This is a genomic window from Rothia sp. HMSC068F09 (genome assembly GCF_001812775.1).
Taxonomy (GTDB): domain Bacteria; phylum Actinomycetota; class Actinomycetes; order Actinomycetales; family Micrococcaceae; genus Rothia; species Rothia mucilaginosa_A.
Genome location: NZ_KV810410.1, coordinates 1 through 15,181, shown reverse-complemented (window position 1 = coordinate 15,181; position 15,181 = coordinate 1). Strand labels below are relative to the sequence as shown.

Sequence of the window (15,181 nt, the reverse complement as noted above, 5' to 3'; positions counted from 1 at the left end):
CTTCGTTATTTCTAAATTTTCCTCGTGAAGTATCTATCTACATAGACACTTCGTAATTTCTATAAAGGAACCACCATGCAGAATGGACGCGCAGGACGCCTGCATCCGGCCGTCGGCACCGCCCGCCGACACCTCGCCGCCGCCCTCGAAAAGCTCCTCGGCGCCGGAAGCATCAAAGCCACCGGACGCTCCCGCACCAGCCGCACCGCACCCGCCCCGGACGCCGCCGACCTGCCCCTGCTCCTGGTCGCCTGCAGCGGCGGCCCCGACTCCCTCGCGCTGGCCGCCATTGCCGCGCACTTCGCCCGCCGCGGCGACGTGCGCGTGGGCGCCGTCATCGTCGATCACAGCCTGCAGGAAGGGTCCGCCGAGGTTGCCGCGCAGACCGCGCAGACCCTCACCGACCTGGGGCTTCACCCCGTCATCACCGAGAAGGTGCAGGTTCCCGCCGGCAACATGGGCCCCGAAATGGCGGCACGCACCGCCCGCTACGCCGCCTTCGAGAAGGTAGTTAAAGCCACCGGCGCCCGCGCCGTGCTCCTCGGTCACACCCTCGACGACCAGGCGGAAACCGTGCTGCTCGGCCTGAGCCGCGGCTCCGGAACCCGCTCCCTGGCGGGCATGCCGCCCGTGCGCGTCGAAGGGGGCGTCACCTACCTGCGCCCCTTCCTCGGCCTGCGCCGCACCGACATGCTCGACATCTGCGAGGCCGAAACCCTCACCCCCTGGATTGACCCGACCAACGCCGATCAGTCCCTCATGCGCGCCCGCATCCGCCACAGCGTGCTGCCCTACCTGGAGGAGCACCTCGGCGGGGACGTGGCCCGCTCCCTGGCGCGCACCGCCGCGGTGGCCGGCCCCGATGCAGACTACCTCGACGAGCAGGCGCAGACCGCCTACGAGCAGGCGCTCCTGCCCGCCGGAACCGCCGTGCGCGGCATCGAGCGCGAGGATGCCGTGCTGCTTGACCGCGTGCGCACCGCCGAGCTGCACCCGGCGCTGCGCCTGCGCGTGCTTGCCACCGCCTGCAAGGCCGCCGGGGGAGAGAACCCGGGCTTCGAGCGACTGCAGGCGCTAGACGCCTTCACCGCCGAGCACGCAACCGCAGGTCCCGTGCAGATGCCCGGCCACGTGAGCGCCTACCGCCGCCGCAGGGTTGCGCACCCGGTGACCGGTGAAAGCGTGGATGCGCTGGTCCTCGTGCCCACTCGCGGGTAGCCATCGCTCCGCCGCCGGGGGCTTCGGGGCCGACCGCCGCAAACCTGCCGTCCTGCCCGCATATAGTTCTCCCACATGCGGGTTCGTGTATTGCGCACGCCTCGAATCGGGCGCCCCGCGGGTGCGCGAGGGGGAGGTGAGGTGCGCCGAAGCACGTTTTTAAGCCATACTTAAAGCGAACACCATCCACATTGTCCGGTGCGGGGTGCCCGCCAGCGAGCGGTCTGCGCCCTCCCGGAGGCGCAGTAGCGTCCAAATATACGAAGGAATTATCGTGCAGGCTATCGACGTGAAGGACGATATCAAGAACGTACTCTTCACCAAGGAAGAGATCAATGCGAAGGTCGCCGAGCTGGCGGCTCGCATCGACGAAGACTACGCCGGCAAGGACGTGCTGCTCGTGGGCGTGCTGAAGGGCGCCATCATGGTGATGGCTGACCTCTCCCGCGCGCTGAAGGGCCACTACACCATGGACTGGATGGCTGTCTCCTCCTACGGTTCCGGCACCAAGTCTTCCGGCGTGGTTCGCATCCTGAAGGACCTGGACACCGACCTGGTCGGCCGCGACGTGCTGATCGTTGAGGACATCATCGACTCCGGCCTGACCCTGGCCTGGCTGCAGCAGAACCTGATTTCTCGCGGCGCCGCAACCGTTGAGATTTGCGCCCTGCTGCGCAAGCCCAAGGTCGTCAAGGCCGACGTCAACGTCAAGTACGTTGGCTGGGACATCGAGCCCGAGTTCGTGGTCGGTTACGGTCTGGACTTCGCCGAGAAGTACCGCAACCTGGACTGCATCGCAACCCTGCACCCGCACGTGTACTCCTAAACTTCATCGTCGGCACCCGAAACGCCGATACACGCCCCGCCTCCCGCCGTTTGTGCGGGGGCGGGGCGTTCCCGTACCCGCACGCGGGATGGCTGGGGGAGGGTCGCATCCTTTAGCCCGCAGGTGAAATAGAGAAGAAGGGTACCTGGCCCCCGGCCGCGGTAGGGTACATTTAAGGTTGCATCGTTGGGCGTTCCGGCACGAAAATGCCGCAGCCCCAACGGGTTACAGCCGCAACGTAAGGACAAAGCATTGGCGCAAACCCCCAATACTCCGCAGAAGGGCACGGATAGCTTTCTGAAGAAGCTTATCAACGGCCCCTGGTTCTGGCCGGGCGCAATCGCCGTGGTCATGCTGGCGTTCTTCATGAGCTCCCTCTTCACTCAGACCTCGCGTCAGGTGGACACGAACGTGGGTATTCAGCTGCTCAACGACCACCAGGTCAAGAGCGCGAAGATTTACGACGGTGATCAGCGCGTGGACCTGCAGCTCAAGGAAGACTACAAGAAGGGCAACGACAACTACGGTAAGTCGGTGAACTTCTACTACGTGCAGCCCCGCTCTGAGGACGTGGTCAAGGCCATGAACTCCGCCGAGCTGGAAAGCTACACGGACCAGCCGGTTGAGCACAGCTTCCTGAGCTCCCTGATTTCGCTCCTGCTGCCGATTCTGCTCTTTGGCGTGCTGTTCTGGTTCCTGATGGGACGCGTCGGAGGCGGCTCCTCCGTGATGAGCTTCTCCAAGTCCCGCGCGAAGAAGTTCACCAAGGACAAGCCGGATGTGCGCTTCAGCGACGTTGCCGGCGTGGACGAGGCGCTCGCCGAACTGGAAGAGGTTCGCGAGTTCCTGGCTGAACCCGAGAAGTTCACCCGCCTGGGTGCAAAGATTCCCAAGGGCGTGCTGCTGTACGGCCCTCCCGGCACCGGTAAGACCCTGCTCGCCAAGGCTGTGGCGGGCGAGGCTGGCGTGCCGTTCTACTCGATTTCCGGCTCCGACTTCGTTGAAATGTTTGTGGGCGTGGGTGCCTCCCGCGTGCGCGACCTGTTCAAGGAAGCAAAGAGCGACCCCGCCGCCATCGTTTTCGTCGACGAGATTGACGCCGTTGGCCGCCGCCGCGGCGTCGGCATGGGTGGCGGTAACGACGAGCGCGAGCAGACCCTGAACCAGCTGCTGGTTGAGATGGACGGCTTCGACGGCAACTCGAACGTCATCGTCATTGCGGCAACGAACCGCCCCGACGTGCTCGACCCGGCGCTGCTGCGTCCCGGTCGTTTCGACCGCCAGATTGGTGTGGACGCCCCCGACATGAAGGGCCGCGAGCAGATTCTGCGCGTGCACGCCGCCGGCAAGCCCATTGCCAACACCGTGGACCTGGCGCAGGTTGCGAAGCGCACCCCCGGCTTCACCGGTGCCGACCTGGCGAACGTCATGAACGAGGCGGCCCTGCTGACCGCCCGCGATAACGGCAACGTGATTGACGACCGCGCCATCGACGAGGCCATCGACCGTGTGATGGCCGGCCCGCAGCGTTCCTCGCGCATCATGAACGAGCACGATCGCAAGGTCACCGCCTACCACGAGGGCGGCCACGCCCTGGTTGCGGCGGCACTGCGCAACTCCGCGCCCGTCACCAAGATTACGATTCTTCCGCGCGGCCGCGCCCTGGGTTACACCATGGTCATGCCGCAGGACGACAAGTACTCCACGACCCGCCACGAGCTGCTGGACCAGATGGCCTACGCGATGGGTGGCCGTGCGGCGGAGGAGATTGTATTCCACGACCCCTCGACCGGTGCGTCCAACGATATTCAGAAGGCGACCGACACCGCCCGCAAGATGGTCACCGATTACGGCATGAGCTCCGTGATTGGTTCCGTGAAGCTTGGCGGCGAGGATACCGAGCCGTTCCTGGGTGGCGGTGGCGCTTCGGCCCGCAACTACTCGGATGAGACTGCGGCCAAGGTGGACGCTGAGATTCGCGCCCTGCTGGAGCAGGCCCACGATGAGGCGTTCGCGATTCTGCTGGAGAACCGCGACGTGCTGGACCGCCTGGCCTTCGCCCTGCTCGAGAAGGAAACCCTGCTCGAGCATGAGATTGCCGAGATCTTCAAGGACGTTCGCAAGCGCCCCGAGCGCGAGTACTGGTACTCCAAGCCGACCCGCGAGCGCACCGATATTCCGCCGGTGAAGGCTCCGAGCGAGCTGGCTCATGAGGCGCAGAAGGCCGAAGCTCCGGTGGCTCCTGCAACCCCGGCTGTACCTGCCCCGCAGGCACCGACTCAGCCCGTTCAGCAGGCGCCCCAGGCCCCGGTAGCACCGGCGGCCGACCCGGATGCCGACCCGACGGTCGCCATGCCGCCGCAGCAGTACCCGAACTACCCCGTGCCTCCGACGACCCCGAACCGTCCGGCCGCACCCGGTGAAAACAACCAGAATGGAGCAGAGAATGAGCGAGGCTAAGAACGCCGTCGACCAGCCGCGTATTGAGGCGGCTGTGCGCGAGATTCTGCTCGCGATCGGTGAGGACCCGGACCGCGACGGCCTGCAGCAGACCCCGGCCCGCGTGGCGCGCGCCTACGCGGAGTTCTTCTCGGGCCTGCACCAGGACGCTGGCGAGATTCTGGGTACGACCTTCGATATCGCCCACTCCGAGATGGTGCTCGTGAAGGACATCCCGTTCTACTCGACCTGTGAGCACCACCTGGTGCCCTTCCACGGCGTGGCGCACGTGGGTTACATCCCGGGCCCGGACGGCAAGGTCACCGGCCTGAGCAAGCTCGCCCGCGTGGTGGAGATGTACGCCCGCCGCCCGCAGGTGCAGGAGCGTCTGACCACCCAGGTGGTGGAGGCTCTGGAGGAGCACCTGAACCCGCGCGGTGCCATCGTGGTGATTGAGGCTGAGCACATGTGCATGTCGATGCGCGGCGTGCGCAAGCCGGGCGCGAAGACCGTGACTAGCGCGGTACGCGGCGCGCTCATGAACACCGCAACCCGTGCGGAGGCGATGAGCCTGATCTTCTCGCAGCGCTAAGCATCGGAATGAGCATATTGCTATGCGACAGGGGGCAGGATTCTAAGGAATCCTGCCCCTGCGCTGTGCCCCTGCGCTGTGTAGCCGCTTTTGTTGGGTCGTATGACGAGTGCCCTTGCGCGAAGAGCATCAGTGATTGTAAAGTCGTTACTACTAGAACCGGCACCACTGCCTGATGAATGATTGAGAATTCTGAAGGAGTACAGGACCGGTCTTCTTTTTTAAGTGATTGACGCGCATCCCTCATTTGGGGGCAGACACACTAAAAGGGGCGGAGGTTTTCACCTCCGCCCCTTTTGTCGTGCGGTTGTGGCCCCTCGGGGCCGCCGGTGCTTAGCGCCGTTCCGGGCCTTTAGAAGGCTCGAAGAGCCTTAGCCCTCGTTCTTGTTGTCCCAGCCCAGTGCGAGGGTCACGATCAAGCCCACGGCAATGAAACCGCAACCGGTCGCAGTACCGAAAGCAATCCAGCGTACGGCCGGAGCGTTCTCGGCCAGAACGATAACAAACAGCGAAGCAATCGCGATCAGGGACAAAATCCACGCGCCGGTCTTCATATTCACGATGAGTCACTTCCTAGAGTATGTATGTGTATGAGGTGCCCAACCCACACCGCTGTGACGCAGGCAGAGCATACCCTCCCAGGATACCCCTAAATCGGTATGCCATATGCAAATATGGCGCGCTGTGTCATCCGGCAGATTCGGTACGATTAAAACCATGACCGAATCCACCCGTGTAGCACCCCTGCCCTGCGATGCGCTCGCCGCCGAACGCACCCTCGTGATGGGCATCCTCAACGTCACCCCCGACTCCTTCAGCGACGGCGGCCAGCACTACGCCGCCACCGACGCCATCGCCCGCGCCGCCCGCATGATTGCCGAGGGCGCCTCCATTATCGACATTGGCGGTGAGTCCACCCGCCCCGGTGCCGTGCGCATCAGCGTGGAGGAGGAGCAGCGCCGCATCCTGCCCGTCATCGAGGCAGTCGCGCAGATGGGCACCACCATCAGCGTTGACACCATGAACCCGCAGACCGCCCGCGCCGCCATTGCCGCCGGTGCGCACATCATCAACGATGTGTCGGGTCTGAACGTGAGCGATGAAATGATTGAGACCGCCGCGGAGCTGCAGGTGCCGTACATCCTCATGCACGCGCGCGGCACCTCCCAGACCATGGACAGCCTGGCGGAGTACCCGTGCGGCGTGGTCACCGAGGTCGTGGAGGAGCTGACCGATCTGCGTGAGCGTTTCCTTGCCGCCGGTGTGCTGCCGCAGAACCTGATTCTTGACCCGGGTCTGGGCTTTGCGAAGGGCGGCATGCAGGACTGGGAGCTGCTCGCCGCCCTTGACGAGCTACAGGGCTTGGGCCACCGCCTGCTCATTGCTGGTTCCCGCAAGCGTTTTATCGCGAACGCCCTGACCGCGGCGGATGCGGCCCTGGCCGAGCGTCTGAAGGCGACCGGCTTCACCGCAACCGAGGCGGGTGAGGCTGAACGCGAGCTGTGGCACTCGCTGACGGAGCCGCGCCCGGCCGAGCATCGCGCGGCAGCCTCCGCGGCGGTGACCGCCCTGGTGGCCGCCCGCGGCGTGTGGGCGGTGCGCGTGCACGACGTGCCCGCTAGCGTGGACGCGGTGACTATTGCCTCCGCGCTGCGCGCCGTCATGTAGGTACCGCCCCCCCTATGCACCTCACGGGGCTCGGCTCACGCGCCGGGTACCCGCTACAACCAACCACTGAGGAGACTCCATGCCGAATTCGGCCTACGCCCACCACGACCGCATCACGCTTAGTGGCATCACCGCCGTGGGTTTCCACGGCGTTCTCGACTTTGAGAAGCGTGACGGTCAGCCCTTCACCGTCGACGCGACGCTCTACACCGACTTCGCGGACGCCGCCGCGGGGGATGACCTGGAAAAGACCACGAACTACGCGCAGGTGGCCGAGCTGATTCACCAAAAAATCGTCTTCGGCTCGCTTGACCTGATCGAGACGCTCGCCGTGCGGATTGCCGAGGGGATTCTCTCCGAGTTCGCGCGCATCGACGCTGTGGAGGTGAAGGTCTCCAAGCCGCAGGCCCCCATCACCGTTCCCTTCGAGAACGTGGCGGTGAGCGTGTTCCGCGAGCGTATTCCCGAGTCCCTGCAGGCCGCCATGCCCGGTACCGAAGGGAGGTGCTAACGATGCCGCTCAGGCCGCTTTCCGCCCATCGCGCCGTGCTGGCGCTGGGCTCAAATCTGGGCGAGAGCGAGAGCACCATTGAGCGTGCCGTCGTCGACCTTCGGGAGGCGGGCGTGCGCATCCTGCGGGTCTCGCCGCTGTACCGTACCGCTCCGGTGGGTGGGCCGGAGGGTCAGCCGGACTACGTGAACGCTGTGATTGAGGTGTCGACCGAGCTGAGCCCCTACGAGCTGCTGAAGCTGTGCAACGCGGTGGAGGCGGCGCATCACCGCGAGCGCCTGGTGCGCTGGGGCCCGCGCACCCTCGATATTGACGTGATTGACTACGAGGGTACCGTCTCTGATGACCCGGTGCTGACTCTGCCGCACCCGCGCGCGCACGAGCGGGCTTTTGTGCTGACGCCGTGGGCGCGCATGGATCCGGAGGCGCGCCTGCTGGTGGCGCGCAGCGATGGGGGCGCCGTAACCTACGTGCCGGTGAGCGTTGCGGAGCTTTCCCGCGACCTCAACCTGACCCACGAGGACGCCGGCGAGGACGCAATTCGTTATATGCGTGAAATGAACCTGTCCGTTAGCCCCTAAGTGTGGCACTCTGGAAGGTAGAGGAATCGACCGAAAGGAAACACCATGAAACCCCTCCGGTATTCGGCGGTGCTCTGGACGGCGATAGGCGCCGCGGCGCTGACCGTGCTGGTGAACGCGGTGCTGGTGAACGCCGGTCATAGCGAGCTGCATTTCTCGTGGATGCTCGGGCTGGTGTGCCTGCTCGTGGCCGCCGGCGCGGTGTGGCTGGGGGTGCAGGTGGCGCGGTATCGCCGTATTCGGACGCGCGAGAAGGCACCGCACATGGGTCCGATTCTGGCTGCGCGTGCCCTGGCCTATGCGCAGGGTTCGATTCTGACGGGTTCCCTGCTGACGGGTGTGTGTGCCGCAATCTTTGGTTTTCACCTGACGGTGGCGCCTGCCCGCGGTCTGTCTGCGCTTTTCTGGCAGGTCGTGGTGAACCTGGTCTGTAGCGTTGCGCTGCTGGCGGCCGGCCTGTGGGCGCAGCATTGTTGTCGTATTCCGCCGGGGGAGGACGAGGACGATTCTCCCTCCGGTTCCGTGAAGTCGCGAGAGGGAGGAACCTATGCCGGCTCCTAAATCGAACAATTATTCTCAGAATCCCATGCCGCAGGGTGGCGGCCCGGGACAGAACCCCGCGCCGACCACACGACCCGCCGGGGTCCCCCCGGGCCTGCCCGGCGTGGGCGGGCCTGCACCCCGGCAGGCCGCACCCGACCCGCAGTGGCAGCCCGCGGCCCCCGGCTACCTGAAGGTTCGCTTCATCCACACCGTGGCCGCGTTCGTGCCGGTGCTGCTGGTTGGGCTGGGCCTGGATGCACTCGCGGTTCTGACCGACGGACCCCTGTGGATGCGCATCCTGGGTGTGCTGGTGGCTCTCGCTGCGGTGTTCTGGGGCGGCTGGTGGCTGCTCACCACCCCGCGCCGCACCCGCGCCCTGGCCTACGCGCTGGAGAGCAACCACCTCATGACCCGCCGCGGCCTGGTTTTCCGCAGCATCACTTCGATTCCGTACGGGCGCATCCAGTACGTTGACGTCGATTCGGGACCGCTCGAGCGTCTCAGCGGGGTGTCGCGTCTGACGGTGCGCACCGCTGGTGAGGCCGCCGGCACGGTTGTGGTGTACGGCGTCCCGAACGACATCGTGGATGCGGTCCGCGCCGAGCTGGTGCACCGCGCCGATGAGCGAATGGCGGCCCTGTAATGAGCGCGCCCGTTCCGAACAATAACGTCCCGAGCGGTGGCGCGCCGGGCGGCCAGGGCGTGGGTGGCCCCGGCGGCCCGCAGGAACAGACGTGGTGGCGTGCCGATATCCGCACGTTCATCATGAACCTGTGGTTCATTATTCTGCTGGCCTTCGGCTTCTTTCAGAGCATCATTCTGAATATTCTGACCACCCCGCCGAACGAGTGGGGCACGCGCCTGACGCAGGTGTTCAACGAGGACGACAGCTATTTCAGCGCGACGTATTCGCAGCTGATTGGCTTCGTCGTTCTGGTGCTGATTCTGTTTGCTGGCTCGCTTCAATGGTGGTTCACCCGCTACCACCTGGATGAGCTGGCGATTCACCGCCGCAGCGGCATCTTCTTCAAGAAGGAGCGCACGATCCGCCTGGAGAGCGTGCAGAGCGTGGATATTTCCCGTCCGCTGGTGGCACGCCTGCTGGGCCTGTCGGAGCTGCGTTTTGAGGTTGCGGACGGCTCCGGCGAGGCGCTGCACATCAAGTACCTGTCGCGGGCGAAGGCCACCCGGTTGCGTCATGCGGCTCTGCAGAGCATCTCGATTCTGCGGGCTCAGGGCAGGGGAGCCCGGGCCGGCTACCGGTCGGATGCGCCGCTCCCCTCGGGCGCGGCTTCCTCTGCCCCCTCGGCTCAGCCTGCATCCCCGGCTCAGCCTGCTCCCTCGATTCAGTCTGGTGCGCCCCGGCCCGGCATGTCCCAGCCCGGCGTGCCCCAGCCCGGCGTCTCGCAGCCTCATCCTGCGCAGTCCGACTCGGCTTCCGCGGCCTACCCCGCCGCTTCGCCCGCTCCGGCCGGAAACTTCCCCGAACCCGGTAACCCCGAGGGTGCGGTGGCCTTCCGCATCTCGACCGGCACCCTCATCATGTCGATTCTGCTGGAGAACCTCGTGTGGGTTATCCCGCTGGTCATCGTCATGGGTATGGGCGCAATTATCACGGCAATTTTCAGTGGAATCAGCCCGCTGTACATCCCGATGTTTGCCCTCCCGAGCCTCGGCGCGCCGCTCATCGGTTACGCGGGTGCGCTGTGGACCCGCTTCGATAACTCCGCGCGGTTCAGGATTTATTGCGGTGACCGCGGGGCCCTCACCCTGCGCTACGGCTTCACCGGAACCCACACGCAGAACGTGCTGCCGGAGCGCGTGCAGGCGGTTCAGGTTGAGCAGTCGATTCTCTGGAAGATGTTCGGTTGGTACCGCATCAAGATGACCATCGCCGGCGTGGGTATCGACAGGCCCGATCAGGGCGGGCTGACCCGCAACGTGGCCCTGCCGGTGGGCAATGCGCGCGAGACCGCCGCGGTGCTACGTCTGCTCCTGCCGGGGCTGGACGAGCAGCAGGCGCAGGTGCTCATGGCCGCGGCGCGAAGCTCCCAGAAGCGACAGGTGCCCGGTGCCCCGCAGATGCTGCAGGTGCCGTCCACGGCCCGCTGGCTTGACCCGCTCACCCTGCACGTTAAGGGCCTGACCAGCATTAACGTCTCTGCGCAGGGGAATCAGAGCCCCGCCTCCTCGCGCCCTGACGCGAACATCGAGGAGCACGCCCGCGGCGATCTGCTGCTGATCCGTAACGGCTTCTTGGTGCGCAGGCTGTCGGTGCTGCCGGTGCGGCGCGTGCTGGGCGTGCGCTGGACCCAGGGCCCGCTCGAGCGTGCGTGCGGATGCGCCACCCTGCGCTTCGACGTTGCGAAGGGCCCGGTGAGCACCACCATGAAGCACCTGCCGCCGCGCACGAGCCTGATTATCGCTTCGACCCTCACGGAGCGCCTGGAGGGTACCCGCGCCTACTACCGCGTGCCCGAGGCGCGTTAGCGCCGGAACCTCAACCGGCAAGGCCCGCCCGCACCACTCGGTGCGGGCGGGCCTCGCGACGTCTGCGCCGCCTCAGCGGCTCTCCACCACCCGACGCGCGGCCGGGTTATCCACAGGCGTAAACCAGCCGGAGGCGCCGCCCGGTGTGGGCGAATATACTTAAGAACCGTGGTACACCATTCAAAACCCGCCCGTTTGGGCATCGGAATCATTTCAGCCGGGAAGGTTGGCGCCGTCCTCGGCGCGGCCCTGCGCGCCTGCGAGCACACGATTGTGGGTGTTCACGCGGTGTCCGAGGCCTCCCGGGAGCGCGCCGCGATGCTGCTCCCCGACGTGCCGCTGCTTCCGGTGGAACAGATTGCCGAACGGAGCGAACTGCTGATTCTGGCCGTCCCCGACGACGAGCTGCCGGGCCTCATCACCTACCTGGCCTCCTCCGGGAGCATCACCGCCGGTCAGCTTTTGGTGCACACCTCCGGCCGTCACGGCACGGAGGTTTTCGCCCCCGCAACGGCCCTAGGCGCCATTGGCCTGGCCATTCACCCGGCCATGACCTTCACGGGCCTGTCCATGGACCTGCAGCGGTTGAACGGCACGAGCTTCGCGGTGACCGGCCCCGCCCCCTTCCTGCCCATCGCGCAGGCCCTGGTGGTTGAGATGGGTGGCGAGCCCGTCCACGTGGCCGAAGCGGACCGAGCCCTGTACCACGCAGCCCTGGCCCACGCCTCGAACCACCTCGTGACGATTCTGGGCCAGGCTCAGCAGATGCTCGCATCCATCGGCATTGAGGACCCGGCCCACTACATGGGTCCGCTGGTCCGCGCGGCCGTGGATAACGCGCTCGCAAGCGGCGAAGGGGCCCTAACCGGTCCCGTTGCGCGCGGCGATGCGGGTACCGTGGCCGCCCACATGAGGGCGCTCGGCGAGTATGCACAGGGAGAAAAAACAGGTGATATTACAGACTCTTACGCCGCTCTGGCGCATGCGACCGCAAAAAGGGCGCATAATAGAGGTTTGTTAAACGATGAACAACTGGAACGGATCGAAAGCCTGGTGGAACCTTCCGCGAACGTGGAGTACACCGGCGACACCGACGATTCTGCCCCCGAAAACAAGGAGTTCTCGTCATGACTGAGACTTCGATGCCCCGCGTCGTGACCACTATTGCGGAGTTCCGCACCGCTATCGCGCAGGCTTTGGCCACCGCGCAGGACGCCCTGGACCGTGCTGCCCGCCTCGAGGCGGAGCAGAACGGCACTGACGTTCAGTACCGTACCGCCACCCTGGGTTACGTGCCCACTATGGGTGCCCTCCACGATGGCCACGCCACCCTGTTGCGCCGCGCTTCCGAGCAGAACGACGTTGTTGCCGCCTCTGTGTTTGTGAACCCGCTGCAATTCGGCCCCGGCGAGGACTACGAGGCGTACCCGCGTACCCTCGAGGCCGACGCCGAGCTGGCTGGTGCCGCCGGCGTGAGCATCATCTTCGCCCCCTCGGTGGAGGAGATGTACCCCGACGGCGACCCGCTGATCCGCATCTCGAGCGGCGAGCTGGGCACCAAGTTCGAGGGCGCAACCCGCCCCGGACACTTCGACGGCGTGCTGACCGTGGTGAATAAGTTCTTCAACATCATTCGCCCAGCCGCCGGATCGCACCCGGTGAACGCGTACTTCGGCCAGAAGGACGCCCAGCAGTACATCCTGATTCAGCGCATGGTTCACGACTTCAACCACGACGTGACCCTGCGCCCCGTGGCCATTGTGCGCGACGATAACGGCCTGGCCCTCTCCTCGCGCAACGGCTACCTGTCGGATGAGGAGCGCGAATCGGCTCTGGTGCTCTCCCGCACCCTGGCCATGCTGCGCGAGAACTCGCTGAACCGCGGCTTCCACGAAATTGACCTGGAGGGCGCGCGCGAGCGCATCAACTCCACCCCGGGCGTGCGCCTCGATTACCTGGAACTGGTCGACCCGATGACTTTCGGCGAGCCGACCGAGGATTCGGAGCGCGTGCTGGCCCTGGTCGCCGCGTATGTGGGCCCGACCCGCCTGATTGACAACATGGACCTGCGCTAAGCGTTCGCTGAATTTCGTTTAGAGACTTCCCAACACACTACACAGATAGGTATCACCGTGAGCACTGAGCACCACGCCGCACCGGCGATTGCTGATATGTCCGAGCAGATGCAGATTCGCCTGGAGAAGCGCGCGAAGCTGATTGAGTCGGGTCGTGAGGCATACCCGGTGGGCTTGCTGGATTCCGAGGGTAACCGTGTGGAGCCCAACCACATCGAGGATCTGCGCGCCGAGTACGACCCGAAGCTGGAGTCCGGCGAGCTGAAGGCTGGCGACGAGACCGACCGCGTGGTGCACGTGGGCGGCCGCGTGGTGTTCGTTCGTAACACCGGTAAGCTGTGCTTTGCGACCCTGCAGGGCGGTACCGAGGGTAAGCGCATCCAGGCGATGCTGTCGCTGGCTGAGGTGGGCGAGGAGTCCCTGGCCGAGTGGAAGTCCCTGGTTGACCTGGGTGACCACGTGTTCGTGACTGGCCGCGTGATTGTGTCTCGCCGCGGTGAGCTGTCGATCATGGTGACCGACTGGAAGATGGCCTCGAAGGCTATCCGCCCCATGCCGGTTCTGCACAAGGACCTGAACGAGGAAACCCGCGTGCGCCAGCGCTACCTGGACCTGATGGTGCGCGAGGAGGCCCGCGAGCTGGTGAAGAAGCGTGCCCTGATTACCCGCACCGTGCGCCGCGTACTGGACGAGCACGGCTACGTTGAGGTTGAGACCCCGGTCCTGCAGCTGATTCACGGTGGCGCGACGGCTCGTCCGTTCCGCACCCACCTGAACGCCTTCGACCAGCCGATGACCATGCGCATCGCGACCGAGCTGCCGCTCAAGCGCGCCGTGGTGGGCGGTATTGAGCGCGTGTACGAGATTGGTCGCGTGTTCCGCAACGAGGGCGTCGACTCGACCCACAGCCCCGAGTTCACCACCCTGGAGTGCTACGAGGCGTACGCCGACCAGTTCGTGATGGCCGAGCGCATGAAGGAGATTATCCAGAGCTGCGCCAAGGCCGTCGGCACCGAGCGTATTGAGACTGAGAACGGCACCATCGACCTGTTCGGTGAGTGGAAGTGGGTTGGCGTGTACCCGGGCCTGTCCGAGGCCGTGGGCGTCGAGATTACCCCGGAGACCGACGCGTCCGTTCTGCGCGAGATTGCCGAGAAGCACGAGGTTGATATCGACCCGAAGTGGGACGCAGAGAAGCTCGTCATCGAGCTCTTCGGCGAGATTGTTGAGCCGACCCTGGTGAACCCGACCTTCGTGTACGATTACCCGCCGAGCGCCCAGCCGCTGGCCCGCCCGCACCGTTCCGGTGAGCCGCTGATTGAGGCCTGGGACCTGATTATCGGCGGCATGGAGCGCGGTACCGCGTTCTCCGAGCTGATTGACCCGGTGATTCAGCGTGAGCGTCTGACCGCCCAGTCGCTGCTGGCTGCCGCCGGTGACGATGAGGCGATGGAGCTGGACGAGGACTTCCTGCGCGCCCTGGAGCACGGTGCACCCCCGATGGGTGGCATTGGTCTGGGCATCGATCGTCTGATTATGCTGCTGGCCGGCGACCAGGACCCGGAGCGTCCGGGTACCGTGGTGCGTCAGCCCGGTATTCGCGAGACGATTCTGTTCCCGCTCATGAAGCCGGAAGCTTAATTTCTTATCTTGAGGGCCCGGACTCGTTCCGCGCGTGTTTGCGCGGGGCGTTCCGGGTTTGGACGCGGTGGGGGCCGCGGGCGCGTGTGCGCTCGCGGCCCCCGCTCTCGTATGCCCTGCCCGAGTGAATCCGGTACTCAGCCCTAAATGGGCTCGGGCGGGCTCGGCTCCGTGTTTCTCGTAGTCGTGTTTTCATCTCGGCGTTTTTGCTTCGGCGCTTTCGGATGTGGTGTTTTCGGGCGGCTTTTATCGGTTTGAAATTCTCCGGCTGTAGCTTAGTTTTGGCTAGTCAGCCGTATATGGGGACGGCGAGCGAAAAGTATTCTCGGTGAAGACTTACGGATTCGCAATGAATAGGGGCGTGCGGGTGTGGAATATACCGTTGAGATAGTTTTGCCGTTCCGCGCGGGATGAAGGATTATCCGCGAGATTATTCCTGCTGATTTCCTGACGCGCACCATTCAAATGCACGCGGCGCGTCTCTAGCGTTCGATCGGTGGGCTATTTAATGAGCCGACCCGCACAGCGGAGGCGATAATATGCGTACAGAGAACAGCCTCCGTATTGCGGCTCTTCCGAGTTGAGTGTGGGTGACCG

14 protein-coding genes are annotated in these 15,181 nt (G+C 65.2%); 13 read left to right on the top strand and 1 reads right to left on the bottom strand.

The window, feature by feature from the left end:
• Window positions 1–75: 75 nt before the first annotated feature.
• The 4 genes from tilS (at window position 76) to folE (ending at window position 5,075) form a co-directional block, all read left to right on the top strand.
• Complete coding sequence (tilS, locus tag HMPREF2874_RS01130) at window positions 76–1,218, top strand: tRNA lysidine(34) synthetase TilS (RefSeq protein ID WP_070648601.1); 1,143 nt, start codon at window positions 76–78, stop codon at window positions 1,216–1,218.
• Between the two features lie 274 nt (window positions 1,219–1,492).
• Window positions 1,493–2,044 carry a hypoxanthine phosphoribosyltransferase gene (hpt, locus tag HMPREF2874_RS01125; RefSeq protein WP_049333480.1) on the top strand — a complete coding sequence of 184 codons (552 nt, stop codon included), beginning with the start codon at window positions 1,493–1,495 and terminating at the stop codon, window positions 2,042–2,044.
• Window positions 2,045–2,296: 252 nt separating this feature from the next.
• A complete protein-coding gene (ftsH, locus tag HMPREF2874_RS01120) occupies window positions 2,297–4,504 on the top strand; it encodes an ATP-dependent zinc metalloprotease FtsH (RefSeq protein ID WP_070648599.1) in 2,208 nt (735 codons plus the stop codon).
• Complete coding sequence (folE, locus tag HMPREF2874_RS01115; RefSeq protein ID WP_070648597.1) at window positions 4,491–5,075, top strand: GTP cyclohydrolase I FolE; 585 nt, start codon at window positions 4,491–4,493, stop codon at window positions 5,073–5,075. The genes ftsH and folE overlap by 14 nt, the downstream gene beginning before the upstream one ends.
• 371 nt (window positions 5,076–5,446) lie before the next feature.
• Here folE and HMPREF2874_RS01110 read toward each other — a convergent pair whose 3' ends face one another.
• Window positions 5,447–5,629, bottom strand: a complete 183-nt coding sequence (locus HMPREF2874_RS01110; RefSeq protein WP_371440536.1) for a hypothetical protein — start codon at window positions 5,627–5,629, stop codon at window positions 5,447–5,449.
• A gap of 163 nt (window positions 5,630–5,792) precedes the next feature.
• Here HMPREF2874_RS01110 and folP point away from each other — a divergent pair, with 163 nt between their 5' ends.
• The 9 genes from folP to lysS all read left to right on the top strand — a co-directional run bounded on the left by folP (window position 5,793) and on the right by lysS (window position 14,584).
• Window positions 5,793–6,743 carry a dihydropteroate synthase gene (gene folP, locus HMPREF2874_RS01105; RefSeq protein WP_070648593.1) on the top strand — a complete coding sequence of 317 codons (951 nt, stop codon included), beginning with the start codon at window positions 5,793–5,795 and terminating at the stop codon, window positions 6,741–6,743.
• 79 nt (window positions 6,744–6,822) lie between these two features.
• On the top strand, window positions 6,823–7,254 hold the full coding sequence (folB, locus tag HMPREF2874_RS01100; RefSeq protein WP_049333471.1) for a dihydroneopterin aldolase: 432 nt from the start codon (window positions 6,823–6,825) through the stop codon (window positions 7,252–7,254).
• Window positions 7,255–7,256: 2 nt separating this feature from the next.
• Window positions 7,257–7,835: a 2-amino-4-hydroxy-6-hydroxymethyldihydropteridine diphosphokinase gene (gene folK, locus HMPREF2874_RS01095; protein ID WP_070648590.1), complete on the top strand. Its 579-nt coding sequence runs from the start codon at window positions 7,257–7,259 to the stop codon at window positions 7,833–7,835.
• A 45-nt stretch (window positions 7,836–7,880) separates the two neighbouring features.
• Entirely contained in the window at window positions 7,881–8,396 is a 516-nt protein-coding gene (locus tag HMPREF2874_RS01090) for a DUF3180 domain-containing protein (protein WP_049333467.1), read from the top strand.
• Window positions 8,383–9,021 carry a PH domain-containing protein gene (locus tag HMPREF2874_RS01085; RefSeq protein ID WP_083309807.1) on the top strand — a complete coding sequence of 213 codons (639 nt, stop codon included), beginning with the start codon at window positions 8,383–8,385 and terminating at the stop codon, window positions 9,019–9,021. The genes HMPREF2874_RS01090 and HMPREF2874_RS01085 overlap by 14 nt, the downstream gene beginning before the upstream one ends.
• Entirely contained in the window at window positions 9,021–10,868 is a 1,848-nt protein-coding gene (locus HMPREF2874_RS01080) for a PH domain-containing protein (protein ID WP_070648588.1), read from the top strand. Before HMPREF2874_RS01085 ends, HMPREF2874_RS01080 begins: the two co-directional genes overlap by 1 nt.
• Before the next feature lie 168 nt (window positions 10,869–11,036).
• A complete protein-coding gene (locus tag HMPREF2874_RS01075; protein WP_049333463.1) occupies window positions 11,037–11,999 on the top strand; it encodes a Rossmann-like and DUF2520 domain-containing protein in 963 nt (320 codons plus the stop codon).
• Window positions 11,996–12,943 (top strand): pantoate--beta-alanine ligase, encoded by a 948-nt coding sequence (gene panC / locus HMPREF2874_RS01070; protein WP_049345429.1) that lies wholly within the window; start codon window positions 11,996–11,998, stop codon window positions 12,941–12,943. The genes HMPREF2874_RS01075 and panC overlap by 4 nt, the downstream gene beginning before the upstream one ends.
• A 108-nt stretch (window positions 12,944–13,051) precedes the next feature.
• On the top strand, window positions 13,052–14,584 hold the full coding sequence (gene lysS, locus HMPREF2874_RS01065; protein WP_246823738.1) for a lysine--tRNA ligase: 1,533 nt from the start codon (window positions 13,052–13,054) through the stop codon (window positions 14,582–14,584).
• Window positions 14,585–15,181: the final 597 nt, after the last annotated feature.

Excerpts from the sequence above, each read along its gene's own strand:
- HMPREF2874_RS01090 (WP_049333467.1), top strand. The coding sequence starts at position 7,881 with ATGAAACCCCTCCGGTATTCGGCGGTGCTCTGGACGGCGATAGGCGCC.
- panC (WP_049345429.1), top strand. The coding sequence starts at position 11,996 with ATGACTGAGACTTCGATGCCCCGCGTCGTGACCACTATTGCGGAGTTC.
- HMPREF2874_RS01110 (WP_371440536.1), bottom strand. The coding sequence starts at position 5,629 with ATGAAGACCGGCGCGTGGATTTTGTCCCTGATCGCGATTGCTTCGCTG.
- HMPREF2874_RS01080 (WP_070648588.1), top strand. The coding sequence starts at position 9,021 with ATGAGCGCGCCCGTTCCGAACAATAACGTCCCGAGCGGTGGCGCGCCG.
- tilS (WP_070648601.1), top strand. The coding sequence starts at position 76 with ATGCAGAATGGACGCGCAGGACGCCTGCATCCGGCCGTCGGCACCGCC.
- folK (WP_070648590.1), top strand. The coding sequence starts at position 7,257 with ATGCCGCTCAGGCCGCTTTCCGCCCATCGCGCCGTGCTGGCGCTGGGC.
- folB (WP_049333471.1), top strand. The coding sequence starts at position 6,823 with ATGCCGAATTCGGCCTACGCCCACCACGACCGCATCACGCTTAGTGGC.
- lysS (WP_246823738.1), top strand. The coding sequence starts at position 13,052 with ATGCAGATTCGCCTGGAGAAGCGCGCGAAGCTGATTGAGTCGGGTCGT.
- folP (WP_070648593.1), top strand. The coding sequence starts at position 5,793 with ATGACCGAATCCACCCGTGTAGCACCCCTGCCCTGCGATGCGCTCGCC.
- HMPREF2874_RS01085 (WP_083309807.1), top strand. The coding sequence starts at position 8,383 with ATGCCGGCTCCTAAATCGAACAATTATTCTCAGAATCCCATGCCGCAG.
- folE (WP_070648597.1), top strand. The coding sequence starts at position 4,491 with ATGAGCGAGGCTAAGAACGCCGTCGACCAGCCGCGTATTGAGGCGGCT.